Origin of the sequence: Halorubrum sp. BV1 (assembly GCF_000746205.1) — an archaeon.
Lineage (GTDB): Archaea > Halobacteriota > Halobacteria > Halobacteriales > Haloferacaceae > Halorubrum.
In genome coordinates, this window is record NZ_JQKV01000002.1 from 131,329 (window position 1) to 156,202 (window position 24,874).

Annotated in this window: 28 protein-coding genes and 1 tRNA gene; 7 read left to right on the top strand and 22 right to left on the bottom strand. The window is 67.3% G+C overall.

What is annotated here, in order from left to right; all coding sequences use genetic code 11:
• The first annotated feature begins 83 nt into the window (after nucleotides 1–83).
• A tRNA-Gly gene (locus EP28_RS05145) sits at nucleotides 84–154 on the top strand.
• A 272-nt stretch (nucleotides 155–426) separates the two neighbouring features.
• Here the strand turns inward: EP28_RS05145 and EP28_RS14370 are convergent.
• Nucleotides 427–588, bottom strand: coding sequence for a hypothetical protein (locus EP28_RS14370; RefSeq protein ID WP_196219612.1), 162 nt, complete (start codon nucleotides 586–588; stop codon nucleotides 427–429).
• A 168-nt stretch (nucleotides 589–756) separates the two neighbouring features.
• Between EP28_RS14370 and EP28_RS05150 the strand changes: the two genes are divergently transcribed.
• Nucleotides 757–1,860: an NADH:flavin oxidoreductase/NADH oxidase gene (locus EP28_RS05150; RefSeq protein WP_049982947.1), complete on the top strand. Its 1,104-nt coding sequence runs from the start codon at nucleotides 757–759 to the stop codon at nucleotides 1,858–1,860.
• 31 nt (nucleotides 1,861–1,891) lie between these two features.
• On the opposite strand, the gene EP28_RS05155 is transcribed toward EP28_RS05150, so the two are convergent.
• Nucleotides 1,892–2,248 carry a DsrE family protein gene (locus tag EP28_RS05155; protein WP_049982948.1) on the bottom strand — a complete coding sequence of 119 codons (357 nt, stop codon included), beginning with the start codon at nucleotides 2,246–2,248 and terminating at the stop codon, nucleotides 1,892–1,894.
• A gap of 144 nt (nucleotides 2,249–2,392) precedes the next feature.
• Between EP28_RS05155 and EP28_RS05160 the strand changes: the two genes are divergently transcribed.
• Nucleotides 2,393–3,220: a DUF7547 family protein gene (locus EP28_RS05160; protein ID WP_049982949.1), complete on the top strand. Its 828-nt coding sequence runs from the start codon at nucleotides 2,393–2,395 to the stop codon at nucleotides 3,218–3,220.
• Nucleotides 3,221–3,251: 31 nt separating this feature from the next.
• Here the strand turns inward: EP28_RS05160 and EP28_RS05165 are convergent, their stop codons facing one another.
• The 11 genes from EP28_RS05165 to EP28_RS05215 all read right to left on the bottom strand — a co-directional run bounded on the left by EP28_RS05165 (nucleotide 3,252) and on the right by EP28_RS05215 (nucleotide 13,932).
• Nucleotides 3,252–4,001 (bottom strand): sugar phosphate isomerase/epimerase family protein, encoded by a 750-nt coding sequence (locus tag EP28_RS05165; RefSeq protein WP_049982950.1) that lies wholly within the window; start codon nucleotides 3,999–4,001, stop codon nucleotides 3,252–3,254.
• Between the two features lie 106 nt (nucleotides 4,002–4,107).
• Nucleotides 4,108–5,181, bottom strand: a complete 1,074-nt coding sequence (locus EP28_RS05170) for a methionine synthase (RefSeq protein WP_049982951.1) — start codon at nucleotides 5,179–5,181, stop codon at nucleotides 4,108–4,110.
• Entirely contained in the window at nucleotides 5,181–6,191 is a 1,011-nt protein-coding gene (locus EP28_RS05175; protein ID WP_049982952.1) for a 5-methyltetrahydropteroyltriglutamate--homocysteine methyltransferase, read from the bottom strand. Before EP28_RS05175 ends, EP28_RS05170 begins: the two co-directional genes overlap by 1 nt.
• A gap of 63 nt (nucleotides 6,192–6,254) precedes the next feature.
• Complete coding sequence (locus tag EP28_RS05180) at nucleotides 6,255–6,830, bottom strand: HemK2/MTQ2 family protein methyltransferase (protein ID WP_049982953.1); 576 nt, start codon at nucleotides 6,828–6,830, stop codon at nucleotides 6,255–6,257.
• The gene (locus EP28_RS05185; protein ID WP_049982954.1) at nucleotides 6,827–8,068 is read right to left on the bottom strand and encodes a mechanosensitive ion channel family protein; all 1,242 of its coding nucleotides are present in this window, start codon (nucleotides 8,066–8,068) and stop codon (nucleotides 6,827–6,829) included. Before EP28_RS05185 ends, EP28_RS05180 begins: the two co-directional genes overlap by 4 nt.
• Nucleotides 8,069–8,072: 4 nt before the next feature.
• Nucleotides 8,073–8,978: a 16S ribosomal RNA methyltransferase A gene (locus EP28_RS05190; protein WP_049982955.1), complete on the bottom strand. Its 906-nt coding sequence runs from the start codon at nucleotides 8,976–8,978 to the stop codon at nucleotides 8,073–8,075.
• A 120-nt stretch (nucleotides 8,979–9,098) separates the two neighbouring features.
• Nucleotides 9,099–9,686: a DUF655 domain-containing protein gene (locus tag EP28_RS05195; protein WP_049982956.1), complete on the bottom strand. Its 588-nt coding sequence runs from the start codon at nucleotides 9,684–9,686 to the stop codon at nucleotides 9,099–9,101.
• Between the two features lie 133 nt (nucleotides 9,687–9,819).
• A complete protein-coding gene (locus EP28_RS05200) occupies nucleotides 9,820–10,926 on the bottom strand; it encodes a deoxyhypusine synthase (RefSeq protein WP_049982957.1) in 1,107 nt (368 codons plus the stop codon).
• Nucleotides 10,927–10,968: 42 nt separating this feature from the next.
• Nucleotides 10,969–11,250, bottom strand: a complete 282-nt coding sequence (locus EP28_RS05205; protein WP_049982958.1) for a ubiquitin-like small modifier protein 1 — start codon at nucleotides 11,248–11,250, stop codon at nucleotides 10,969–10,971.
• A gap of 22 nt (nucleotides 11,251–11,272) precedes the next feature.
• Nucleotides 11,273–12,661, bottom strand: a complete 1,389-nt coding sequence (locus EP28_RS05210) for a cation:proton antiporter regulatory subunit (protein ID WP_049982959.1) — start codon at nucleotides 12,659–12,661, stop codon at nucleotides 11,273–11,275.
• Nucleotides 12,658–13,932, bottom strand: coding sequence for a potassium channel family protein (locus EP28_RS05215; protein ID WP_049982960.1), 1,275 nt, complete (start codon nucleotides 13,930–13,932; stop codon nucleotides 12,658–12,660). The genes EP28_RS05210 and EP28_RS05215 overlap by 4 nt, the downstream gene beginning before the upstream one ends.
• Nucleotides 13,933–14,068: 136 nt before the next feature.
• On the opposite strand from EP28_RS05215, the gene EP28_RS05220 reads away from it, so the two are divergent.
• The gene (locus EP28_RS05220; protein ID WP_049982961.1) at nucleotides 14,069–15,256 is read left to right on the top strand and encodes an NAD-binding protein; all 1,188 of its coding nucleotides are present in this window, start codon (nucleotides 14,069–14,071) and stop codon (nucleotides 15,254–15,256) included.
• 54 nt (nucleotides 15,257–15,310) lie between these two features.
• Here the strand turns inward: EP28_RS05220 and EP28_RS05225 are convergent, their stop codons facing one another.
• The 6 genes from EP28_RS05225 to sdhC all read right to left on the bottom strand — a co-directional run bounded on the left by EP28_RS05225 (nucleotide 15,311) and on the right by sdhC (nucleotide 20,055).
• Nucleotides 15,311–15,946 carry a uracil-DNA glycosylase gene (locus EP28_RS05225; RefSeq protein ID WP_049982962.1) on the bottom strand — a complete coding sequence of 212 codons (636 nt, stop codon included), beginning with the start codon at nucleotides 15,944–15,946 and terminating at the stop codon, nucleotides 15,311–15,313.
• Between the two features lie 87 nt (nucleotides 15,947–16,033).
• Nucleotides 16,034–16,258: a TrmB family transcriptional regulator gene (locus EP28_RS05230; protein ID WP_049982963.1), complete on the bottom strand. Its 225-nt coding sequence runs from the start codon at nucleotides 16,256–16,258 to the stop codon at nucleotides 16,034–16,036.
• Nucleotides 16,259–16,470: 212 nt separating this feature from the next.
• Nucleotides 16,471–18,300 carry an FAD-binding protein gene (locus EP28_RS05235; protein ID WP_049982964.1) on the bottom strand — a complete coding sequence of 610 codons (1,830 nt, stop codon included), beginning with the start codon at nucleotides 18,298–18,300 and terminating at the stop codon, nucleotides 16,471–16,473.
• 53 nt (nucleotides 18,301–18,353) lie between these two features.
• Nucleotides 18,354–19,244 carry a succinate dehydrogenase/fumarate reductase iron-sulfur subunit gene (locus EP28_RS05240; RefSeq protein WP_049982965.1) on the bottom strand — a complete coding sequence of 297 codons (891 nt, stop codon included), beginning with the start codon at nucleotides 19,242–19,244 and terminating at the stop codon, nucleotides 18,354–18,356.
• A 9-nt stretch (nucleotides 19,245–19,253) separates the two neighbouring features.
• Nucleotides 19,254–19,628 carry a succinate dehydrogenase/fumarate reductase transmembrane subunit gene (locus tag EP28_RS05245; protein WP_049982966.1) on the bottom strand — a complete coding sequence of 125 codons (375 nt, stop codon included), beginning with the start codon at nucleotides 19,626–19,628 and terminating at the stop codon, nucleotides 19,254–19,256.
• 1 nt (nucleotide 19,629) lies between these two features.
• Nucleotides 19,630–20,055 carry a succinate dehydrogenase, cytochrome b556 subunit gene (gene sdhC, locus EP28_RS05250; protein ID WP_049982967.1) on the bottom strand — a complete coding sequence of 142 codons (426 nt, stop codon included), beginning with the start codon at nucleotides 20,053–20,055 and terminating at the stop codon, nucleotides 19,630–19,632.
• A gap of 148 nt (nucleotides 20,056–20,203) precedes the next feature.
• Here sdhC and EP28_RS05255 point away from each other — a divergent pair, with 148 nt between their 5' ends.
• Together EP28_RS05255 and EP28_RS05260 are read left to right on the top strand one after the other, a co-directional pair.
• Nucleotides 20,204–20,398 (top strand): cold-shock protein, encoded by a 195-nt coding sequence (locus EP28_RS05255; RefSeq protein ID WP_004046659.1) that lies wholly within the window; start codon nucleotides 20,204–20,206, stop codon nucleotides 20,396–20,398.
• Between the two features lie 221 nt (nucleotides 20,399–20,619).
• The gene (locus tag EP28_RS05260) at nucleotides 20,620–21,096 is read left to right on the top strand and encodes a 50S ribosomal protein L11 (protein ID WP_049982968.1); all 477 of its coding nucleotides are present in this window, start codon (nucleotides 20,620–20,622) and stop codon (nucleotides 21,094–21,096) included.
• 43 nt (nucleotides 21,097–21,139) lie between these two features.
• Here the strand turns inward: EP28_RS05260 and EP28_RS05265 are convergent, their stop codons facing one another.
• The gene (locus tag EP28_RS05265; protein ID WP_049982969.1) at nucleotides 21,140–21,862 is read right to left on the bottom strand and encodes a DUF4013 domain-containing protein; all 723 of its coding nucleotides are present in this window, start codon (nucleotides 21,860–21,862) and stop codon (nucleotides 21,140–21,142) included.
• Nucleotides 21,863–22,026: 164 nt separating this feature from the next.
• On the opposite strand from EP28_RS05265, the gene EP28_RS05270 reads away from it, so the two are divergent.
• The gene (locus EP28_RS05270; RefSeq protein ID WP_049982970.1) at nucleotides 22,027–22,314 is read left to right on the top strand and encodes a DUF8072 family protein; all 288 of its coding nucleotides are present in this window, start codon (nucleotides 22,027–22,029) and stop codon (nucleotides 22,312–22,314) included.
• Nucleotides 22,315–22,348: 34 nt separating this feature from the next.
• Here the strand turns inward: EP28_RS05270 and EP28_RS05275 are convergent, their stop codons facing one another.
• Together EP28_RS05275 and EP28_RS05280 are read right to left on the bottom strand one after the other, a co-directional pair.
• A complete protein-coding gene (locus EP28_RS05275; RefSeq protein WP_049982971.1) occupies nucleotides 22,349–22,798 on the bottom strand; it encodes a universal stress protein in 450 nt (149 codons plus the stop codon).
• A gap of 105 nt (nucleotides 22,799–22,903) precedes the next feature.
• A complete protein-coding gene (locus EP28_RS05280) occupies nucleotides 22,904–24,796 on the bottom strand; it encodes an ATP-binding protein (protein WP_049982972.1) in 1,893 nt (630 codons plus the stop codon).
• Nucleotides 24,797–24,874: the final 78 nt, after the last annotated feature.

Below are 24,874 nucleotides of genomic sequence, written 5' to 3' on the forward strand. Positions count from 1 at the left end.
GCTCAGTCAGCGGTGACCGCGCGCCGTCGGTCGAATGTGACAGGTTTAAGTAACACACCAGCCAATCGGTAAATGCGAAGCACGCACCGGTAGTGTAGTGGTATCACGCAACCTTGCCATGGTTGCAACCCGAGTTCAAATCTCGGCCGGTGCATTTCTCGAACGCAGTGAGAGAAATCACTGAGAGTTCGAACGTTATCAGTCGGGCACAGCGAACGCAGTGAGCGAGCACGTCTGATTCAGAGTTCAAATCTCAGCCGGTGTACTTCTAGGGTCGTACACCGACCGTACTCCCGTTCGAATTACTCACGGGAGTCTCGGCCGGTGCATTTCTCGAACGCAGTGGGGGAACTCACCGAGAGCGTGAACTCAGAAAGGCGCAGCGGCGAGCGAAGCGAGCCGGACGTCAGTTCTCGCCGTGTTCCGTCAGCGTTCGAGTTCGACCGTCAGATCGGTCGCGATCCACGCGTCGATGTTTCCCTGCTCTGTGAAGACGGTCCTCTCGGGAGACGAGCGGCTCGCCGCGACGACCGGTCGCTCGTCGGCCGGTCCGTCGCCACTGCGCCCGATCCGATCTCCAGTGCTCATTGACGGTCTGTCAGCGACCCCCGGGCATATAGGTTTCGGTCAGCCTAAAGTGGGAGAGCGGCGTTTCAAGACAGGGCGGTGTGTGTCGACACGCATTTTTTCCTTCGAAAGCAGCCATCCACCGGTGTGATCGGAGCATATTAGCCGCCGCTGACCCTTCAGTCGGACATGACTCAGTCGCTTTTTACGCCGTTTTCGCTGCGCGGGACCGAATTCCGGAATCGTGTGATGATGTCTCCGATGTGCCAATACTCCGCAGACGACGGGTTCGCGAACGACTGGCACCGGATTCACCTAGGGAGCCGCGCCGTCGGCGGGGCGGGCGTCGTGATGACCGAGGCCACCGCCGTCGAGGAGCGGGGCCGGATCACTCCGGGCTGCCTCGGGATCTGGTCCGACGAGCACGCCGAGGCGCTCGCGCCGACGGTCGAGTTCGTCCGATCGCAGGGAGCGACGCCGGGGATCCAGTTGGCACACGCCGGGCGAAAGGCGTCACACAGACCCCCTTCGGAGGGAGGAACGCCGATCCCGGCTGACGACGCGGACGGCTGGGAGACCGTCTCCTCGACCGACGATCCGTACCCGGACGGAGACGAGAGCGAATCGAACGAGCCGGCCGCGACGCGCCGCCTCTCGACCGACGAGATCCCCGACGTGGTCGACGCGTTCGCCGACGCGGCCGCGCGGTCGATCGACGCCGGCTTCGAGATCGCCGAGGTCCACGCCGCACACGGGTACCTCGTCCACCAGTTCCTCTCGCCGGTCACCAACGACCGCGACGACGAGTACGGCGGGAGCTTCGAGAACCGAACCCGACTGGTCCGGGAGGTCGTCTCGGCCGTCCGCGACGTCTGGCCCGACGACAAGCCAGTGTTCGTTCGGATCTCCGCGACGGACTGGCTCGACGAGCGCGACTCGTGGGACGTCGACGACTCGGTCCGGCTGGCACCCCTGCTCGCCGACGCGGGAGCGGACCTCATCGACGTCTCCGGCGGCGGGATCCACCCGGACCAAGAGCTGCCGAACACCGGTCCGGGTTACCAACTCCCCTACGCCGAGGCCATCCGCGAGGGGACAGACGTGCCGGTGGCCGCGGTCGGAGGGATAACCGAGCCGACCCACGCCGACGCCGTGGTGCGAAACGACCGAGCCGACCTCGTCGCGCTCGGTCGGGAGCTGCTCCGACACCCGTACTGGACGCTCGAAGCGGCCCACGAACTCGGCGCGGAAGTCGAGTGGCCGGTGCAGTACCGGCGGGGTCGCTTCGACTGATCCCGGCGGCCCTCAGCGTCAGGCGGGTCGCTCAGAAGGTGATGACCTCGTAGTCCTCGTCGACCAAGTCCCGAATGCTCGGGTGGCCGTCGTGGTCGTCGAGCATCGACACGCCGGCGTCGTCGACGGCGTCTTCGACGCCGAACGCGCCGGAACAGTAGTCACAGACGGACACCTCGTCTCGGAGCGACCGATAGAGGGCGTGGTAGTCGTGAGACTCGTCTTCCAGTTCCGGGATCCACGTCGTTCCCGCGCCGTCGAATAGCAGTTCGAGTTCGTCCTCGTCGTTCTCGGCGAACTCCGTCGCGGCCTGAAGCGCGTTCACGACGCGGCCGAGACTCTCGTGACCTTCCGTACCAGCCAAGACGACTATCGCTGCGTTTGCCATTACGACAGCCGGTAGCGGCCTCGCTCGTATAGTGGTCGTGCGGTCGTGCGCACAGAGCGCGGCCACGACGCAAGGTTATATACGCGTCCGACCGCGCTCCGCGCCCAGCCGGGGTTTTTGGTCATTCGCCGCCTACGAGCGGGTATGAGTGCCCGCGACCGCCGAGACGACGACATTGAAGACCGGCTTGACGAGCTTGCGGACGTGCTGTCCGACCTCCGTCGGGACCTCCGCGAGACCGAGCGCGACCGGCGCGGACCATCGGGAACGCCGCGTCCCCCCCGACTGTCAGAACTCGTGCGGTTCACCGAACAGTACACCATCCCGACGGTCATCGCCCTGCTGGAGACGACTATCACCTCTCTGGAACTGCTTCAGGGAACCCTGCGGCTGGCCGATCCGGAGCGAAGCGTCGCCGAGGGGGCCGCGTCGACCGGCGACCGCCTCGCGTCCGTACGCGACGGGGCGACCGCCGGACTCTCGCGGTCGCTCGCGGAGCTACGAACGGCGCTGTCGGAGGCGGATCTCCCCGAGGACGCAGCTTCGAAGTCGATCATCGCCGACGCCCGCGACCTCACCGCCGAGATCGAATCGCGGATCGACGAGAACCGACGCGCGGCCGACGCGAAGCGCGGTTCGTCGACCGGCAGGGACCGGCGCGAGGGCGACGCGAAGCGCGGTTCGTCGACCGGCAGGGACCGGCGCGAGGGCGACACCGAGAGCGACACCGGGAAGCCGGTCCAGATCGACGTGACCGACCCGGACGCCGAGAGCGAGGACGTGGACGACCGCGGCACGGCCGAAGAGGCGTCGACCGGCCCCGAAGTCGACGTGGAGTCCGAACTGGAGTCGATCAAACGACAGGTGGACGGCGAGGGTGCAGACGAATCGGGAGACGAGGGCGACGTTGAAGGCGGCCGCGCTTCCGAGACAGACGGGAATACCGGCGAGGACGAGAGCGGGACCGACTGATTCGGGCGCACCGCGAGACCGTCTTCGGAGCTTAAAACTCCGCGCCGAGCCGGCTCGCGACGCGCTCTGCGGAGTCGAGGAGGAGCGTCTCGTCGTCGGTGAACACCTCCAGCGCGACGGTGCCGTCGAACTCCGGGAGATGCGTCTCGACATGGCCGTAGTCGACCTCGCCCGCGCCGACCGGAAGGTGGGTGTCGCCGCGGCGGCGCACGTCGTGGCAGTGGAGGTGTGAGACGCGGTCGCCGTGGCGACGGAGGAATCGCTGGATCGCCTTGTTTCCGCCCTCCATGTAGGCGTGGCCGACATCGAAACAGATAGGAACGTCGGCGTCCTCGGCGATCTCCGCGAGCACGGACAGCTGGAGCCCCTCGTGTTGGTGCCCGACGTTCTCGACGACGACCTCGACGCCGGCGTCGCGGCCGGCGTCGGCGACACGGCGGAGCTGATCGGCGGCGACCTCGCGGAATTCCACGTCGTCGCGGTCGGCGGACGTGGCGTGGAGGACGGCCTTCGACGCGCCGAGGTCACCGGCCCCGTCCAAGAGCCGCCGCTGGTACGCGACTATCGCGTCGTTGATCTCAGGTGCGTAGCTCGCGAGCCGCTGACTGTACGGCAGGTGAACGCACAGGTCGCGGCCGCAGAGCGCGTCGGCGACCCGGTCCGGATCCGCATCCTCTGGTACGAGGGTCGGCTCGCCGAGTCCGAGCTCACAGAAGTCGAACCGATCGGACGACGCAGCGAGCCGGTCGAGGTCGTCGCCGACGGTGATTCCGATGTCCATAGCGGCGATGCGGTCTAGGGGTTTGTATAAATGGTGTCACGACCCTCGCGGTCGCCGAGAGCGCTCTCGGCGGGGCGCGGTCGACGACCGCGAGTGAGTCGCCGCCTCAGTCGTCTGCGAGCGGATTGTCGAGATCGATCTCGCCGGCGTCGATCTCGGCTTCGACCTCGCGGACCGCCGTGACCATGTTCTCGGTCTTGCCGTAGGCGATCTCGCGGGGGAGCAGCTTCAGTCCGCAGTCGGGCGAGATGGTGAGCTTCTCCGGCGGGACGACGCGGAGGCCCTGCCGGATGTTCGCTTTGATCTCCTCGACGGGCTCGATTTCGGCGGTGTGGGCGTCGACGACGCCGAGCGCGAGGTCGGGCTCGAACTCGGGGTCGGTGAACGTCGGGATCTGCTCGAAGCCGCCGTTACACAGCTCCACGTCGAACTCGTCTATCGGGTAGTCGTTGATTTCGGGGTAGATACGCGAGTAATCGCCGTAACAGACGTGGAGGCCGATCCGGACCTCCTCGTCTATCCCCGAGACGATGCGTTCGAGCGCCTCGCCGACGATGGCATGGTCCTCCGGCGTCGTCGCCAGCGCGGGCTCGTCGATCTGGATGTAGCGCGCGCCGGCCTCGACGAGCTTCTCGACCTCCTCGTTGACCAGGTCCGCCAGGTCGTACACGAGCTCCTCGGTGGAGGGGTACGCCTCGTTGAACGCCCAGAATCCGAGGGTGTACGGCCCTGTGATCGGGACTTTCACCGGCTTCTCGGCGACGTTCGAGGTAAACTCGAACTCGTCGACGAGCCACGGCTCGTCGTACTCGACTTCCTCGACGACGCTCGGTTTGTCGAAGTAGTTGTGGCCCCACACCTTCACCGGGCCGTTGAACTCGTAGCCGTCGATGCGGTCGGCGAAGAACTCGACCATCTCGTTGCGGCGCATCTCTCCGTCGACGACCGTGTCGAGCCCGGCGCGCTCGTGCTCGTGGGTGATGAGCCGACAGGCGTCGTCGTGTGCCTCCGCTAAGTCGCCCTCGTCGAACTTCGAGTCGGGGTCGGAGACGAGCTCGTCCGCGCGGTTCAGCCACTTGGGCTTCGGATAGGAGCCGACGACGGTGGAGAGGAGGAACGCGTCGTTGGGGTGGTCGTTCGGTCGGAACTGTTCGCGGTTTGCAGACGGGTTTCGGACCATTATTCGAGCACCTCCGCGGCGGCGGCGAGGGCAGAAAGCTTCTCGCGGTACTTGTTGGCTGGCAGGTAGAACAGCTCTGTGTTCGGCGTCAGGTACGTCCGGTCGAACCCCTCGGCCGGGATCTGCGATTCGAACCACTCGACGCGTTCCGCGATTGTCTCCGGCTCCTCGACGAGCGTGTTCTGCCCGTCGACGAGCCCGAGCGACAGCGAGTCGGTCGAGCCGAACTCCTGGACGTTGTAGACGGTGTCGTCGCGGTCTCCGGCGACAAGATCGAGTCCGAGCGCGTCCGCGCCCGCCTCGTCGACGAGGTGCGCGTACAGCTTCTCGCCGAGCGCGCCGTAGAACGTCTGGACGACGACGTCGGCGTCGGTCGCGTCGGCGACCGTCGAAATCGCGTCCGTCGCGGTCGACTCGTCGCCCTCGGCGGGCGGCTCCGTCACCAGCGACGGTTCGAGGAGGAACAGCGTGTCGTGAGCGGGGAACGCCTCCACCTCGTCGGCGAGGAACTCGGCGATCGCGGCCTGAAAGTCGGCCTCGTCGCCGTAGTGTTCGTCGGTCGCGAGCGCAGCGAGCGAGTACGGGCCGGGGAGCGTCGCCGCGAGCGACGCGTCGGCCGCGCCGTCGGCGACTAGCTCCTGTGTCGATTCTAGTTCGCGGGCGACATCGCCGGAGAAGCCGAGGTCGGCGACCACGCGCGGGTCGCGGTAGAAGTTGTTGTTGTCGTAGTATCGGACGATCCCGCCCGTTTCAACGCTGTCGTGAACCGTCAGCGGGTGCGCGATCATGTCGTCCCAGCGGCTCTGCCCCTCCGATATCAGGCTGAGGCCAGCGTCCAGTTGATCATCGACGTACTCCGCGCGCACCTCGTCGTACTGCTCGACTATCGCCTCGCTCTCGTCACCGCTCAACAGGTCTCCCTTCTGGTGGCCCTTGAGGTCCGAGAGCGTCTCTTTCGCCCAGTCCGGGAGCGGATACAATCCCGGCGTGGCCGCGACTCGTTCGGTCATCACCGTTGGTTCGATATGCCGCCGTATAATATTTGCTAATACATTTCATGTCCAACAGTTATTCTACGGGCGGCGGAGCGCGAGCACGGTGAGCGTCTCGAACGGGAACGACTCCTCGACTGCGACGGCGTGCTCGAACCCCGCGTCCTCGACAAGCGAGAGCACCTCGTCGTAGCCGGTCAGCGAGGAGACCAAGAGGAGGACGACGCCGTCCGGCGCGAGCACGCGACCCACGTCGGCGAGGAACGGTTCGATGAGTTCGCGGCCGGACTCGCCGCCCGAGAGCGCGTGTTCCATCCAGTCGTCCCACTCGTTGTCCGGGTCGGTCGGGAGGTACGGCGGGTTGAAACACACCGTGTCGAACGCGTCCGTCCGAAACGGCGAAACGAGGTCGGCGACGACCGCCTCGACGCCCCGGTCGCGGGCCTGCCGAGCGGCGTGTGGGTTGAGGTCGCTGCCGACCACCGCTCCGTCGTGCTCGTCTGCGATCTGCGCCGCGACCCAGCCCGATCCCGTCCCCACATCAAGCACGCGACCGTGCGCCTCGGCGAGCGCCGCCTCGGCGAGCAGCCCCGAGTCCTCGGCCGGTTGGTAGACGACGGCGTCGTCGACCCCGCGCCGCTCGGCGAGGTCGGTCACCGCCCTGTCCCTCCGTCGTTGCCCGCACCGACGTTCGCGTCGCCCGAGCTGTTGGTCCCGTCGTCGCCCGCGTCACTCGCGCCGTCGCCCTCGGCCGTGCCGCCCGAGTCGCTCGCACCGTCGCCGTCCCGCACCGACGCCCGCCCTTCGACCGAGGCGTCGAGCTGCGGCCCGGTCGCGCCCTCGGCGCGCGCGGAGAGCGTCTGCTGCGGGAAGGGGATCACGACCCCCTCCGCCTCTAAGGCGGCCTTCATCGCGCTCATCGCGGCGGTCTGCGTGCGCCAGCGCTTCCGCATGCTCGGATTGCGGATCCAGTAGCGGAGGCCGAGGACGACCGCGGAGTCCGCGAATCGTTTCGTCACGGCGTTCGGCTCCGGCATCTCGGCGACGCCTTCCACCTCCGCGACCGCGCCCTCGAGTAGCTCCGCCGCCCGGTCGATGTCGGTGTCGTAGTCGACGCCGACCTCGATTTCGATCCGGAGTCGGTTCCGACGCGACCGGTCGACGATCGAGCCGGCGCGCACGTCGTCGTTCGGCAGCGTGACCATCTCGCCGTCGAACGAGCGGAGTCGCGTGCTCATGATCGATATCTCCGTGACGGTGCCCTCGTGGTCGCCGACCTCGACCCAGTCGCCGACCTCGAACGGCCGGGAGAACATCAGCACGAACCCGGCCAGCACCGCCCCGAGGGTCTGTCGCGCCGCCATCCCGACCACGATTCCTAAGAATCCCGCGCCGACGAGGAGTCCGCCGACGTTGTCGGTGAACAGCCCGACGACCACGAGCAGCGCGGCCGTGTACACCGAAAGCTGCGTGAGCCGGAGGATGACCTCCTGCTGATGGTCGGAGATCGACGCGCTCTCGGCTGCGACCTCGCGGATGACGCCGCCGAGAAAGTCCGTGACGGCGTACGCGATGGCGAGGAGCACGACCGCGAGCACGACGTTCGATAGCTGGTCTGCGATCGCCGCCGACCGGACGGCTTCGAGGAGCGCCCCGCTCCGGTCCCACACCCCGATCAGCGCGATCGCGCCGGCGGCCGTGACGGCGGCGACGCTCGTCGACAACAGCAGCCGCCGAGTCGACGACAGCTCGTCGTCACGCCGCTTCAGCCGCCGGGTGAGATACCGCGCGGCGAGCACGACCGCAACGATAAACGTCGACACCGCGAGCCGCTCGGCGTTGCCCGCGAGGACGCTCTGCGGGTCGGTCGCGAGTCCGGAGACGCCGACCGTCATCCGGTTACGCCTCCATCGGCGACCCGTGTTCGCGGGCCAGCTCTGCCAGCGCCGCGAACGCCGCCGGCTCCACGTTTCCGGGTCGCCGTCGGAGCAGATCCTCCTCGGCGGCGTCGACGACGGCCTCGGGGTCGTCAAGTCCGGAGATGTGGCCGGTGTTTCGGATCGCGTTCCGGACCGTCTTGCGCCGCTGGGTGAAAAGCGCCTTCACGAACCGGAGGAAGAACGCCTCGTCGCCGACGGCGTAGTCGGGATCTCGCGGCGTACACCGAACGAGGGCGCTCTCGACGGCCGGTTGGGGGTCGAACGCCTCCTTCGGGACGCGCTCTGTTATCTCTACGTCGGCGTAGTGCTGTGCGGACACGGAGAGCCGACCGTACGCCGACTCGCCCGCCGACGCGACCATCCGGTCAGCGAACTCCGCCTGAAACATCAGGACGAGCGGCTTCTTCTCGGGGAGCAGTCGGAAGGCGATCTCGGAGGAGACGCCGTACGGCAAGTTGGCGACGCAGGCGGTGAAGGGAGGAAGGTCGACGTCAAGCGCGTCGCCCTCGACGACGTCGAGGAGCCCGCCGTCGACGGCTCCCGCGAACTCCTCGCGGAGGAAGTCGGCGAAGGTCGCGTCGCGTTCGATCACCGAGAGGAACCCGGGATCTGCGCCGTCGCTTCCGCGGCGAGCGACCACGGCCAGCAGGCGGTCGGTGAGCGCGCCCGCGCCGCCGCCGATCTCCAGAAGGTGATCCGTGTCGGCGTCGTCCGGGAGGTACCCGGGGATCCGGTCGAGGACGCGGTCGTCGACGAGAAAATGCTGGTCGCGGTCGGGGTTCGCGCGCTCCCCGGCGCGACGCGCGAGGGCGTCGGGGTCGCGGTCCCCGTACGTCCCCTCCGGTCCCGCCGATGTGTCGGTCATGGCCGCGTTACTCCGCCGCTCCGGGTAAAAGTCCCGTTTCGGGGCGTCGTCTCGTGTCGCAGTCGGGGCGTCGTCGCGAGTCGCAGTCGGATCGGCACCGCGGCTCGATCCTGATCAGGTTCACTCCTCGGTGCCGACGAACGTGCGGTATTTCAAGTCGTCCTCCCGGATCTCCTCGACGATCCGCTCGACTATCACCTCTCGTGGGCGGTGCAGTCCGGAGACGCGCTCTGAAACCTCCTCGAACGTCTCGAACGGCCCGCGTTTCCGCTCGTCGAGTATGTTGTTCCGCAGCTTCTTGCCGATCCCGGGAAGGAGGTTGAGCCGGTGGAGCCGGAGCGTGATCGGTCCGGCCTCGTTGTAGAAGTCGACGAACCGGCGCTCGTCGGCGTCGACGATGTCGTCTACCGCGTACTCGATCTCGGCGGCCGCGTTCCGGGTGAGATCGTCGAACTCGACCTCACGGTAGCGACCGACCGACGGCCCGTCGAGATCGAGCCGATCGCTCACGGAGGCGTCCGACGATTCCGACAGAGCGAGCTCGTACAACCGGAAATCCTCCGCTTCGAGCCCGTACGCGACCGGTGACTTCCGGTGTGCCGGACGGTCGTCGTCCGGCCGCCCGTTGGGCAACACGTCGAGGAGGACGACGGTGGGTCCGCGGTCGCCGTCTCCCGTCTCGGACGCGTCGGTTTCGGGATCGCTCATACCCTCCGGTCGCCCCGAACGGGGAAAAAACCGCTGGCGAACGGGGGCGCACCGCGACACGGCCCCAAGCGCGTGCCCTCCTCCACCGTGCTCGGCGCGAGCGACGGACGCCCGATCCGTTCGCGACCAGCAGTCACTCGATCCGTTCGCGTGCGGCCGCGACGAGCATCGGCAGCATGATCGTCGCGTCGCCGTACACGGAGGCGTTGCGGGCGTCTTTCTCCAATTTCCCCCACGAGCGGGCCTCCTCCAGCGTCGCGCCCGAGAGCCCGCCCGTCGCCTCCGGGTCCATCGTTATCTGGACCGCGTAGTCGTACGCCCGCGGCGTGACGAGCATCGTCTGGAGCGTGAAGTTCTTCGGGACTCCGCCGCCGACGAGCAGACATCCGGCGTCGTCGGCCTCGAACGCGAGGTCGGTCAGCTCCGTCATGTCGGCGAGGGCGTCGAGCGTGAAGTCTGCGGTCTGCGCGTACATCCACGCCTGCAACCCGAGCACGGAGTCCTGAACGGCGGGACAGTAGATCGGCACGTCGCACTCGTAGGCGGCGGCGGCGACGCCCGGTCCCTCGTCGACGTCGTCGCGCTCGTTGACCGCGGCGTTCGCGCGTCCCAACTCGCGCGTGAGGTCGGCGATTGAGACCGCGTCGCTTCCGCCCCCGTCGTCTCCCTCCAGCTCCGGGAACACCTCCTCGCGCAGGTGGCCTTCGAACGCCGCGAAATGCTCCTGCGGGAGGTAGACGTTGTAGATGCGGTCGACGCCCTCGTCGCGGAGCCCCTCGTCGTGTTCGCGAGCGGTCTTCTCGGGGTCGTGGGTGCGCCCGTGGTGGTGTTTCCCGCCGATCGCCTCGATGGCGTCGTGCGTGAGGTTCGCGCCCGTCGTCACCAGCGCGTCGACGTAGCCGTCGCGGATCAGGTCGGCGACGATCCGACGCATCCCTGCGGGGACCATCGCGCCCGCGAGCGAGAGAAACACGGTGCAGTCGTCGTCATCGAGCATCTCCGCGAGCACGTCGCCGGCCTCGCTGACCGACGCCGCGCCGATCCCCGCGTCGCCGTATCCGTCGACGAGTTCGCCGACGGTCATCCCCGCCGCCGCGCGGGTGTGTCCGACCGGGTCCTCGTGGAACTCCTCGCGGTGCGGATCCTCGTGGTGCGGATCCTCGTGGTCGCCACCGGCCGGCGCGTCGTCGTCCGCCGCGCTGCCGTCTGTCCCGTCGCCCTCGGCGTCGCTGTCGCTCATGGGTCAGACTGTGTCGGGCGACCGTTTGAAACGACCGGTTCGTCAGTCGGCGTTGCCGCCGCTGACGGGGGGAAAGAGCGCGAGTTCGTCGCCGTCTTCGAGGGTCGTGGAGAGCCCGTCGTCGTGATAGACGCTCCGCCCGTTCCGGAGGACGTTGATGTGGTCTGCGACCGCGCCGTCCTCGATCACGCGTTCTCGAAGCGCGGGATGTGAGTCGAGTAAGTCGTCGAGCGCGTCGCCGACGGTGTCGCCCGCGGTCGCGTCCACCGGGATCACGCGATCACCGGCGATCTCCGCGAGGTCAGCGAACAGCTTCCACTCCATACGGACACCGCGTGCGGACGCCTCAAGAGCGTTGCGTCCCGTCGTCGGTTCGGCCGTCTCCGGATGCGCCGGTGTCGGTCTCGTCACCTGTCCTAGCGTCGTCGCCACCACCGATTCCGACATCGTCGTCGCCACCACCGATTCCGACATCGCCGCCTACGTCGTTGGGGCCGTCGCCGCCAGCGCCAGCGCCGACATCGCCGTCGGTACCGCCGGCGTCTTCAGAGGCGGCCGCGTCGGCTTCGATCCGGCGAAGCGCGTCCGGACGACCGACGAGGTACACTTGGTCTCCGGCGGTGAAGGCGTACGACCGGGGCGGGATCGGCTGGACGGTCTCACCGGACGGCCGGACCGCGGCGACGACCGTCTCGACGTCACCAACGGTGCGGCCGGCGAGGGGGCTCCCGGCCGCGACGGTGACCGCGGCCATCGTCTCGTCTGCGCTCCGCAGCAGCGACGCGAACTCGCGGTCCGCCTGCGGCTCCGCGGGGAGCGTCACGAGCCGGTACCCGCTCTCTGCGGTCAGCGCCTCCGCGTCGGATTCGTCGAGCGCGACCGTCACGACGTCGCCGGCGACGCCGCGTAACTCTCCCGTCGCGAGGCGTTTCGGCTCCGGTTCCGTCCGCCACACCTGGACCGTGTCGCCGGCCGTGGCGTTGTTCGGCGGGTCGGCCGCGATCGCGATCGCGGCAGACCCGGGAGCGAGCGTCGGACCGAGCCCGGCGGCCCGAGAGCCGACCGCGAAGTACTCGACGGTCCCGTCCGCGTCGACGTCGACGTCGACGTATCCGACGCCGTACTCGCTTTTGATCCGGGAAACGAGCCGCTCGCGGAGCGCCTCGACGGGGAGTTTCCTCGGGAAAAGCAGCGTCTTCTCGGCCAACTCGTCCTTCTTTTCCGGTGAGACGGGGTCGTACGTGTCGATGTCATCGATGTCGGCCGCCGCCGGCAGCGTGACGGCGGTGAACCGCCCGACCGCCCGAACCACGCCGCTCAGTTCGCCGTCCAACTGCCTCGCGCCCGAGAGCGCGAACACGTCGACTGCCAGCCGGTCGCCCGCGTACCGACCGACCGGGGCGGTGACCGCCGCACTGCCGAGCGCGACGACGTTGAAGAACGCGCTCTCCGGCTCGAAGAGCGCCGGGCTCTCTCCGGCTGCTATCGCCCCGAGCGAGGTCGTGTTGAGGTACAGCGCCACGACGGCGACGCCGAGAAGCGCGGCGACGCCCTCGGGGATCGCGTCGCGGAAGTACCACCGATACGTCAACGCGGCCGCGCCGGCGACGAGAGCCGCGAGGAGCGCGAACGTGACGAGCGCGACGGCGGCCTGTCGCGGTCTGGCGAACCCGACCTCGATGGCTGGCCCGTCGACGACGAGGACTGCGAGCCGCACGATGACGGAGTGGCTCATCGCGCGACCTCCGCGAACCCGTCGATGGCGTCGCGGCTCCCGACGACGAACAGGTCGTCACCGGCCGACAGCAACAGCGACCCGCTCGGCGCGACCGTCCACGAGCCGTGCCGCGCCGCGAGGACGGCCACGCCGTACGTCTCGCGTATCTCGAGTTCGCCGATCGTGTGTCCGTCGAGCGGGCCGTCGGCGACGACGGACAGCTTGCGGAACCGCTTGCCCGCGCGGCGGAGGAGACTCGTCAGTTCGTACTCCCGCCGCGTGCCGCGAGAGAGCACGAGCACGCGTCCCCGGTCGGAGCCCACGAGCTTCGTCGCCACCGAGCGGTCGACGGCGACGGTCACGCGTCCCTCCCCGCCGGTCGTCGTCGGCGCGGTCGCCGGAACCGGAGCCGGGGTCGCCGCGGCCGCTTCTCCCCCGTCGGTCCGCGCGTCGTCGCTGCCGTCTCCGGTCTCGGCGTCCGATTCGGCGGCCGTCACACTCGCCGACGCTCCCGCGTCCACCGCCCCGCTGGAGCGCGCCGCCAACACCGTTCCCTCGGCCGTGAGGTCGGGAGCGACCACACGAACGAGGTCGCCACGAGCGATCCCGGTCGGGACGAGCGCCGAAACCGACACGGCGCGTTTGCCAGCGGGTACCCGCTTCGAGAGCGCGCCGGTCGGCGGCGCGGCGGCGACCGTCGCACGCGCCTGCTCGTCGATCCGAACGGCCACGTCCGCGAGGTGAAGCTCCGTCCGGAGCCGCTCTGCGAGCCGGTCTTCCAACTCGACGAGCGGGAGGTCGGCGGGGAACGTCCACTCGCCCTCGACTATCTCGCGACGAGTCTCGGCCGGGAGCGACGGGTATCCTTCCATGTCGTTCACCTCCCCTGCGATCTCGACCGTGACCCGGCCGCGCCCGCCGACCAGCTCGATCACGTCCGAGGAGAGCGTCCTGTCTCGGAGCTGCTTGAGAGAGATCCGCTTCGGGACGCTGGCCCCGAGCTTGTCGCCCTGTGCGTGGGCGTACAGGGAGATCATCAACACGACGACGATCGCCGTGAGCAGCGCCGGCGCGTGCTCCGACGAGCGGATCGTCTCGTCGTTGAGCGCGAGCAGTCCCCCGTTGATTCCGGCGATGGCCAGCGAGAGGACGACGACCCCGAGCCCGGGAATCGTCACGTCGGTGACGTACTTGAAGATGAACCCGAGCGCGCCGGCCACCAGCGCGGGGACGATCCCCGTGATGACCCCGAGGTAGATGCCGAAGAGGATCTCGACGGGAAGTGCCATACCGACCCAACCGACGCGGCCGTTAAACGTGTGTCGCCGCGAGCGGGTCGAGCGTGGACCCGGCTCGGACGTTCCCGACGACGTCCCGACGAGCACGGCTCGCGAAGCTTAAGTCCGGCCTCGGCGATGGGCGGACATGGAGCTGACCCGGGACTGGGTGACCGTGCGCGCGTCGATCGCGCTGACGTTCGCGGTCGCGCTGCTTTCCATCCTCGCCGGGCTCGCTCAGATCGGCGGCCTCGGCGTCGACGGGCCGCTCGCCATGTCCGTGCCTGCTGTGATCCGCCAGACCGTCGGATTCACCGGAACCATCACCGGCTTCGCGATGCTCGGCAGCGGGTTCGCGCTCCGAAGCGGCTACCGCGTCGGCTGGTACTCGACCGCGGTGCTGCTCCCCTTGACGGCGGTTCAGGGACTGATGCAGGCGTCGGTGCTCTCGTTCCCGCTCGTCGCCCTGTCGGTGCTCTCGGTGCCGGCGCTCGTGTTAAACCGCGGGCGGTTCGATCGATCGTACTCCCCGTCGCCGACGCAACTCGCCGCGGGCGCGGCGCTCGCGAGCGCCGTCGCGTACGGAACGGTCGGATCGTACGCGCTGCGCGACCAGTTCGAGGGGATAGAGACGATCGTCGACGCGTTCTACTTCACCGTCGTCACTGCTTCGACGGTCGGCTACGGCGACGTGCACCCCGCCGGCGCGGGCCCCGAATCCGACATCGCACAGCTGTTCGTGCTCTCCTCGCTCGTGATGAACGTCGCCGCGTTCGCGGTGGCGCTCGGTGTCCTGCTCACGCCCGCGATCGAGGCGCAACTCTCCAAAGCACTCGGAAAGATGACTGACAAACAGATCGACCTCCTCGACGACCACGTCCTCGTGTTAGGATACGGGGACCTGACGGAACCGATACTCGAAGAACTCACCGAGCGCGGCGGCGTCGAGTACGCAGTGGTGACGACGGACGAGACCGCGGCCCGGCGGCTCTCGGACCGGGACATCCCCGTGTTGACCGCGGATCCGAGCGACGTCGAACCCCTCGAACGGATCAACATCTCGGGCGCTCGCGCGGTCGTCGTCGCCACCGAGGACGACGCCCGCGACGCGCTCGCCATCCTCACCGCCCGACAGCTCAATCCGGAGGTCAGAATCGTCGCAGCCGCGACGCAGCGAGAGAACGTCAACAAGCTCAGACGGGCGGGAGCAGACCAAGTCATCTCTCCGGCGCTGCTCGGCGGGCACATCCTCATCGACTGCGCGTTCGGAGCCGACAGCGACGACGCGACCACCAGCCTCCTCGGCGATCTCACCCCCGAAGACACCGGAGACTGAGTCGTCGCAGACGGGCTCGGTTCGTCGTCACCGGCGACGTTGCCCGATCGGTTTTCACCGGCTCTGTCGCCCCTTCGTCTGCCGATAGTCGCGGCTGAGGACGTTCCGACGCAGATGCGATTCGAACGCGTCGGCCTCGTCGTCGCTCATCTCTGTCGGCTCTTTCATCGGCACCAACTCGAAGCCGCGACCGCGGATCGTCGTCGCGTGCTCGACTTCGATGTCGAACGAGTCCGGTCGGCGAGTCGTGTACTCGACGGCCAACTCCCGCAGCGTCCGCTCGCCAACCGGAACGATAATCTGCGGATTGATCATGCGAATCTCGGCGTTCAAGAACGGCTCACAGGTATCCACCTCGCGATCGCTCGGTTCGCGGTCCGGATGGTGACAGCGCGTAAGCGCCGTGAAAAAGACGTTCTGCACGTCGGGTTCGGTCGCGTCCGGCGGCGAACGGACGAATCCGAGATCGCCGAAGATAGACTGGACGACCTCGCCGCCGCCAGCGCCGGTGAAGGGGACGCCGTTGGCCTCGGCGGCCGCCGTCGGTCGCGTGCCGACCACGAGGAACTCCGCGCCCGCGTCGCCGTACCCGTGCACGACGCGGTCGCGCGCGTCGCACAGCTCGGGACAGTTCTCGCACGCCTCGTCCATCCCGAACGGGTTTCGGAACTCCTGTTGGTTCGCGTCCACGCCCGTCCTGCGTCCTCGGCCCTCCTAAACGCTCCGCTGGAAGCGGTGAGAGCCGGTCGGAAAGCGAGAAACGCCGCTCGGACCGGGTTAGTTCAGCGCGTAGGTGTCGCCGTCGCAATCAACCATCCCCTCCTGTCGGAGGGTCTTGAGGATGCTGTATAACGAGAGCTTCTTCATCCCGAGCGAGTCGCCCATCTCAGAGACCGTCGCGTCGCCGTTCGTCGTCAGATACAGATACACGAGCTTCGCGCGCGGGGACTGCAGATCCGTCGGGAGTGCCGAAGCCGCGCGAGCTGGTTCTGTCTTCATCATCTTGCTCGACACAACTGGTTCGACGATAATAAATCCCCCATTCAACGATCGTCGAAATAGCGCGGACGGGGGACATCCGGCGCCTCCGGCTCAGAGAACGCCGATCGCGGATCGAGACCGAACAGAAAACACACTGGTCGGTCCGCAACGAGCGAGAAAGTTCGACTGACGACGCAGAACAAACCGTGATGGATCGCCGTCGACCGTGACGGTCAGTACGAGCGGTTCTTCGGCTCGTACACTTTGTTCTCGCCTTCGAGGATGACCGGTTTGTACCAGAGTTCGGGCTCACCGTCGTTCCACGAGACGAGCGTGTGTTTCAGCCAGTTCTCGTCGTCACGAATCTGGTTCTCTTTGCGCCAGTGCGCGCCGCGGAACTCCCGACGCGCGAGCGCGCCCATCGTGAGCGCCTCGGCGATATCGAGGATGTTCCGCGTTTCCATCGTGTGGATGAGGTCCGTGTTGAACGTCCGAGAGGGGTCCGAGACGGCGACGTCTTTGTACTCCTCGCGAGCCTCACGGAGGTCGAAGAGCGTCTCTTTGAGCCCCGGCTCCTCGCGGAACACGTTGACGTTGTCCGTCATCGTCTTCTGGACCTTCGAGCGGATCTCGGCGTGGTTGCGGCCGCTCCGCGCGAGCAGCGTCTCGACCCGCTCGCTCGCGCGGTCGACCGCGGCCGCGAGGACGCCGTCCGCGTCCGTCGCCACGGCACCACCGTCGGCGGCGGCCGGACCGCGTCCGCCCGTCTCGCCGACTTCGACCTCGAACTCGTAATCCGCAGGTTCCCACTCGCCGGAGCGACCGGTCTCGATCTCGGCTTCACCCATATCTTCTCCGGCCGCGTGGCGACCGGCGCGCTTGCCGAAGACGATGAGTTCGGGTAAGGCGTTGCCGCCGAGGCGGTTCGCGCCGTGGACGGACGCGCAGGCGCACTCGCCGGCCGCGTACAGCCCGTCGATGACGGTCTCGCCGTGCTCGTTCGTCTCGATGCCGCCCATCGCGTAGTGCTGGCCGGGTTTGACCGGCATCGGCTCCGTCAGTCCGTCCGCACCCTCGAAGTCTTCTGCGAGGTGTAAGATGTTCTCCAGCCGGTCGAGGATGCGCTCCTCGCCCAAGTGCCGCATGTCGAGGTGGACGTACTCGTCTTCGATCCCGCGGCCCTCGTTGACCTCCGTTAGCTCGGCGCGCGAGACCACGTCGCGGGAGGCGAGCTCGCCGTCGTTGTTGGCGTAGCCGTGTTCGAACATGAACCGCTCGCCCTCGCTGTTGTATAAGATTCCGCCCTCGCCGCGAACGCCCTCGGAAATCAGGACGCCGGTGGACGGCAGCGTCGTCGGGTGGAACTGAATGAACTCCATGTCCTCCATCGGGACGCCCGCACGATACGCCATCGCGACGCCGTCGCCGGTGTTCGCGACCGCGTTGGTGGTGTGGTCGAACACCTGCCCCATCCCACCGGTCGCGAGGATGACGCCGTTGTTCGCGCGGAACCCGCTCACCTCGCCGGTCTGGATGTCGTAGCCGACGACGCCGTGACAGGTCCGGTCGGCCGGGTCGTCCTCGTCGGTGACGGCCAGATCCATCACGTGCCACTCGTCGTACACCGTGATCCCGCGTTTGACCACCTGCTCGTACATCGTGTGGAGCATCTGGTGGCCGGTCTCCGCCCCGGCGTACGTCGTCCGCGGGAACGAGAGGCCGCCGAACGGTCGCTGTGAGACGCGCCCGTCGTCCTCGCGCGAGAAGGGCATCCCCCAGTGTTCGAGCCGGATGACTTCCTCGGGGCTCTCCTTACAGAGCGCCTCGACGGCCGGCGCGTCGCCGAGGTAGTCCGACCCCTTCATCGTGTCGTACGCGTGGTCCTCCCACGAGTCGGCGTCGCGCAGCGCCGCGTTAATGCCTCCCTCGGCCGCTCCCGTGTGAGAGCGGACCGGATGGAGTTTCGAGACCATGGCCACGTCGGCCCCCGCTTCCTGTGCCGCGATCGCCGCCCGGAGTCCAGCCCCCCCAGCGCCGACCACGATGACGTCGTGTTCGTACATTGGTAATATGATCGGTGATTAGTTCCGGAGTCCCTTGAGCGTGTCTCTCGGTGTTACCAGAACTTCAGATTGTTCTTGACCGCTTCGCGTTTCAGCTCCTGAATGTGCTCGGTCAGCGGGATGTCCTTCGGACAGACCTCCGTACAGGAGAACTGCGTCTGACACCGCCACACGCCGTGTTCCTGTTCGATTATCTCCAGGCGCTTCTGTTTGATCTCCTCGCCCTCGCGCTCGTCCATGGCGAATCGGTACGCCTTGTTGATCGCGGCGGGACCGAGGTACTCGTTGTCGCCGGCGGCGATGTTACATGAGGACATACACGCGCTACACCAGATACAGCGCGTCGACATCTTCACCTTCTCGCGGTTCTCCCGCGTCTGTCGCTGTTCTTCGAGTTCGCCGTCGGGGTATTCGTTCGTCTGGAAGTACGGTTCGACCGCCTCCATCTGTTCGTAGAAGTGCTCCATGTCGACGACCAGATCCTTGCGGACGTCCGCGTGCGGAAGCGGCTCGACCCGGACCGGCTGTTCGAGGTCGGATATCTGGGTCTTACACGCGAGTTTCTGTCCGCCGTTGACGAACATCGCGTCGGAGCCGCAGACGGCCTGCCGACAGGAGTGTCGGAAGGTGAGAGAGGAGTCGTACGTGTCACGCGAGTACATCAGCGCATCGAGGACGGTCATCCCCTTCGTGAACGGGACGTGGAAGGTGTCGAACCGCGGCTCCTGTTTCCCCTCGATCTCGGGATCGTACCGGAACACCTTCAACTCGACCGTCTCTTCGTCTGCGGCGGCCTTCTCGGCCTCTTCGGCCTGTCTGCGCTCGCGCTCTTGGGCCGCCCGGCGGCGCTTTTCGGCTCGCCGCTCTTCGCCCTTGGAGGCGGCCTCCGGTTCGGTCTCCGTCTCGCCCGATTCGTCCGTCTGTTGTGGTATCTGCGTACTCATTGTCTTACCTTACAAGAGCGGGAAGCCGCCCGCCCACGCGTTCGCGGTCCGAATCCCCTGGAACACCAACACGGCGCTCGCGGCCACGAGCGTCCACTTGATCACGGTCCGTTTGGTGCCGGTGAGTCCCTGGTTGACGAGCGCGTTGTAGACGCCGTTAACGCCGTGGAACGTCGCCGTCACGAGGAACAGGATCATAAGCGAGTAGTAGCTCAGCGTCTCCATCCGCGCCGAACTCGCGAGGAACGAAACCTCGTCAGCGTGGTGGACGAAGTGGAGCAAAAAGAAGTGGAACGCCAACACGACGAGCAGGAACGCCGCCGTGACGCGCTGCAGCAGCCACATCCGCCCGCCGGACTGGAACGAGGAGTAGCGCTCTGCCATCTCAGAACGCACCCCCGATGAACGTCGGCACCGACGCGACGGTGATGGCTCCCGTCAAGATAAGCGAGGCGTAGAAGCTTTTGTCCTGTGCGTCGAGCCCGACGCCCAAGTCGACGAGGAGGAGTCTGGCTCCGTTGAGCATGTGGAAGACGGCGACCGCGAGGAGGCCGACTTCGAGGATCCGCACCAAGAGCAGCCCCTCCAGGCTGACGATCGTCTGCGTGTACACGTCTTCGCCCGCCATTAGCACAGCCTCGCTCGCGCCTGCTGCCGGGATTCCGGTACTCAACACGGCGATGTGGGTGAACAGGTAGCCGATGAGCACCCACCCCGTGAACTTGTGAAAGATCCACGCCCACATTCCGGCCTCGAACTCCCGCCAACGGCTGAAGTCCTCGATGAGGCCTCGATTGTACGACTGACTCATATCTAACGGTTCCGTACTGGGGTGGTATAGTAGTTACTAACACGGCGGACTCCCGCGTTTTCGTGTGTGTCAGTACCGTGAGTACGCCCCCCACACTAGCAGTGCTCACGGAAGGCTTTTATGTGGTCCGCTCACCAGTACAGACGCAATGGCGAAAGGCGAAGTTGATTTCTTCAACGACACTGGCGGCTACGGATTTATCGAGACTGACGACGCAGACGAGGACGTGTTCTTCCACATGGAGGACGTCGGCGGCCCGGACCTCGAAGAAGGTCAGGAAGTCGAGTTCGACATCGAGGAAGCGGACAAGGGTCCGCGCGCAACGAACGTCACTCGTCTGTAACCGCTGACAGCGGCGTTCGATAAGGTGTATCGGCTTTTTGACTGTTCTATCCTCGCGAGCGACAGCTAGCGCCCTCCGCGCCAGCGATCAGATCCGCCGATCAGTACGAACGGGGAGAGTTCGCTGGCGGACGCCAGCGCGGCCGACGGGCGTGTGCGAACCGCTATCGCCCGCTGCCCGAAAGAACAACCGTTAAAAGTCGCCCCCGGGTTCATACGGACATGGCTGGAACTATCGAAGCGCTCGTCCCTGGCGGGCAGGCCAACCCCGGCCCGCCGCTCGGTCCCGAGCTCGGACCGACGCCGGTGGACGTACAGGACGTCGTGTCCCAGATCAACGACGAGACCGCCGCGTTCGACGGGATGGAAGTCCCCGTCACGATCGAGTACGACGACGACGGCTCGTTCACGATCGAGGTCGGCGTCCCGCCGACCGCGGAACTCGTCAAAGACGAAGCCGGCTTCGAGACCGGCTCCGGCGAGCCGCAGACGGACTTCGTCGCGGACATGTCGGTCGAACAGGTAAAGAAGGTCGCAGAGCAGAAGTCGAGCGACCTGCTCGCGTACGACACGAAAAACGCCGCCAAAGAGGTCGGGGGCACCTGCGCCTCCCTCGGCGTGACCATCGAGGGCGAGGACGCCCGGACGTTCGACGACCGCGTCGACGCCGGAGACTACGACGACGTCCTCGACGCGTAGCGCGGTTCCTTCTACCGTTCGTTCCGTTCGCTGTTTGAATCCGCTAGACTGCGGGCCGCTCTGCCGGCTCGGTGTCTGTTGAATCGGCCACGACGGGGCGCACGTCGGCCCACGTCCAGCCGATGACGGCGGCCGCGGCGATGAGCGCGTAGAACTGGACGAACAGCCCCGCGATCGTTCCGAGGACCGGCACCACGGAGAGCACGCCGACGGCCAGCACGCCACCGAGGACGACCGCGGCGGCGGTGAGCCAGCCGACCGCGTACGCTCGCTTCGTGACCACGGTCCAGAGCATTCCGACCGCGAACCCGTCGCCGACCCGTCCGGAGTCGGCGACGGTGGCCAGCGCCGCGGGCGTCACGTACAATCCGACGAGCGAGACGGCGAGCGCGGCGAGCGCGAGAAGCACCGCGATCGCCCCGCCGATCAGGCCGCCGAACAGGCTCCCGCTTCCGCCGCCCGATCCGACGACGGCCGCGCCCACCCCGAAGACGGTCGCGACCGCGAACACGGCGAGCGGTACCAACGAGTAGACGAGCGTGACGGCGAACCCTTTGGCTCCCTCGACGAGGAGGTCACCCCACGCGTCGAACACCGGGGGCGCGTCGTCGCCGCTGGCCGTCTGCCGCAGGACGCGGGAGACGTAGCCGAGCACGAGGATCGACGGAACGACGAGCGGGCTCGCGAGCAGGAGCGCCCCGCCGATCAGGACAGTTACGACGGCGTTGTCGCCGTCGCACAGGTAATCGAGTGATTCGGCTATCATGTATGATCCAGTACACGGACGCGTCGAGAGGGCTTAAGCACGTACGGTGACACTTCGACGGTCGCGCTACCGAGGCTCAGACGACGGTATCCGTGGAGAGGACCGCCAGACGGCGCGCCGCGCACGACCGCGGTTTTATTTCCGAACCGCGCCGATGCGTGACCATGCCCGATCTCAATCCCGTCGCGAAGCGGATCCACAACGTCCAGCCGCGCCCGGTGCGACTGGAACTCGCCGACGGCGACGCCGGCGTCTTCGAGTTCACCTCGACGGAGTTCTTCCAGCGGGAGTTCCGCGGTGAGGGCGTGCGGACGGACGCGGACGTGGAGGCCGATTTTCGACTGGTCTCTTCGGAGGATTACGAGCGGATTCTGCTCGGCCGGTCCGGCCCCGACGACGACGGCTGGACGATGGTCGGCGAGGTCGTCGCCGCCGAGCGATCCGACGACTAGGCGAGGTGTCGGCGATCGAAGACGCCGTCGCTACTTATCGCACGACCGTAACCGGCACCTCGGCGCGACGAACGACGCCCTCGGCGACGCTCCCGAGGAGCACCCGCGAGAGGCCGGTCCGTCCCTGACTCGCGAGCACGACGTGGTCGAACGGCTCCGGCTCCTCGTCGTCGCCGACCGACTGTTCGCCCTCGGCGACGGCGAGGATGGTGGCGGTCGGTCGACCGACTTCCAGTCTGGTGTCGACGGCGCGGTCGACGGCGTCGGTCGCCTCCCGCAAGATCCGCTCGCCGCGCTGGGTGGCGCTGTCGTACCACTGGTCGACCGCGCCGGGGAACCCGCCCTCCGCCCCGGTCGTCGAGTCCGCGGGATTGATCACGTGGAGCGCCGTCAGGTCGGCGTCGGGCCACTCTGTCGCCGCGAACGACAGGGCCTCGACCGCCTCATCTGATCCGTCGACCGCAACGAGGATTCGCTTGGTCATGGGGAGCGATTCGTCCGGCCGCCTGAAAAAGGATGCCGCCGGCTCCGAACCGGTGGTAACGGTCGGCGTTCCGAGATCGCCGGGGAGACGGCGATTTCGGGCTTCTTAGCGTCCATGACGGGTCACGCACGTCGAGAGGCCGATTAGCTCGACCGGCTCGGAGTTGTCCGGGGAGTAGACGACCATCTGTCCCTTCTCCATGTACGGCACCTTTCCGGCGAGGTTCGATGGGATGTTGACGCTCTGTATGGCGTCCTCGTCGCCGAGGTTGAGGACGATCTTCGTGTTCACCTGTTTGAACACGGACTCGGCGATGTCCTGCGGGTCTTGGGTGATCAAAAAGAGGCCGAGTCGCTCTTTGCGGCCCTGCTTTGCCGCTTCGGTGAACGTCTGGACGACCTTTCGCGCCTGCACGTTGTCGGCGTCGGAGAGGAAGTTGTGGGCCTCGTCCATCCCGATGAGGAGCGGCGTCTCCTCGATCCGATCGCTTTTCGGGTCGTTCGAGAGCTTGTCGTCGACGAGCAAGCCCGCGACCGCGAGAACGACGATCTCCTTCTGTCGCGAGGTCGGCAGGTGGTACGTCGGAATCACGGAGAGTCCGCCGGGGCGGACGAGCGTGTGGTCCAGCTCCGTGATCGGCTTCGCGTCCTGGTCGAACACGCCGCCGGGAATCCCGCGGACACGCCGTTTCACCGCGTCGAACGTCGCCTCGTGGACGCGGCCGCTCTCGTCGAGTTCCTCTTTGAGCGCCGGGTCGTCGAGGTACGAGAGGAACTGGCGGTACGTGCCCGAGTCGCCGTAATCACGGAAGAATCGGTTGAGAAGCGTCAAAAGCGCCGGGTACTGGTTCTCGTTGAGGCCGGAGCCGGCGACGAGCCACGGCATGTCCTGCGCGAGCGAGAAGGGGATCGTGAACTCGACGCGCTCGGCGCGGTGACCCTCGCCGGGGTACGTCGCGTTCGCGACCCGGGGGACGAGGGCGACGGTGTCGTCGTGACCGCCGTGGGCTATCCCCTCGCGCTCCAGCCGACGGGCGGTGTCGGCGTCGAGCGCGGGGTTGTCGTCGTGCATCTGCGCGTACTCGTCTTGGGGGTCGAACTGAACGACCGCCATCTGCGACTCCCGGCCGTCGCCGGTCGGGTAAGTGCGGTCCGAATCGAGGTACTGCCGGAGGACGTTCTTCGACGCGTGGGTCTTCCCGGAGCCGGTGCCGCCGGCGACGAGCGTGTGCCGGAACGCGAGCGGGTCGCCGTCGGCGTAGTCGTCTTGCACTCGGTAGTCGACGGTGGGCGGTTCCGCCGCCGTCCGTACCTTCTCGCCGCCGACCGAGAGGTGTCCGAGAAAGATGCCGTCGTCGGGGATCTTGAGTCCGGTCTTGATCTCGGCGTCGTCGGCCGCCTCCTCAACTATCGCGCCGGGCTTCGGAACCCGGTCCGTCATCCGGCGTTTCATGTCGTCGCCGTCGCCGTAGATCACGGACATCGGCTCCAGTTCGGCCATGAACTTGTAGTCGCGCTCGGCGAAGTCGTCGCGACGCATCTGTCGGCGCGCGTGGATCTCCGTCGCGTCGTCGGACCGGAACTCCTGTGCGTATTCCAGTCCCGTGATCCGGCAGAACAGGCGCTCGCCGTCCGGATACGGGACCAGCAGGTACGTCCCGAGCCTGACCGCCTCGCGGTTGCCCGTCGTGACGAACGCCTTCAGCGTCGTCTCGTCGTCCTCTTCTGCGACCCGAAGTCCCTGAGAGACGGAGACGACGCCGAGCCCGCGGTCGTCGCCGGCCGGCTCGACGTCGTAGGCCGTGAACGACCCGCTGTCCGCGTCGGGAACCGGCTCGCCGGCGGGTCTGTCCGAGCCCGCGTTCGGAGCGGGTCTGTCCGAGTCCGCGTTCGGATCGACATCGCCGTCGCCGACGGCGGTCGACGACTCGTCGTCACGTCCCGAGGCTGCGGACTCGTCGGCCTCGTCGGCGAACTCGGTGAAATCCTCCAGCGTCATGTGACACCCACCGCCGGCCACGCCGAAAGCGTTTCCGCTGCCACCGCCGGCCGCGCGGGAGAGCGCGGATCCTTTTCA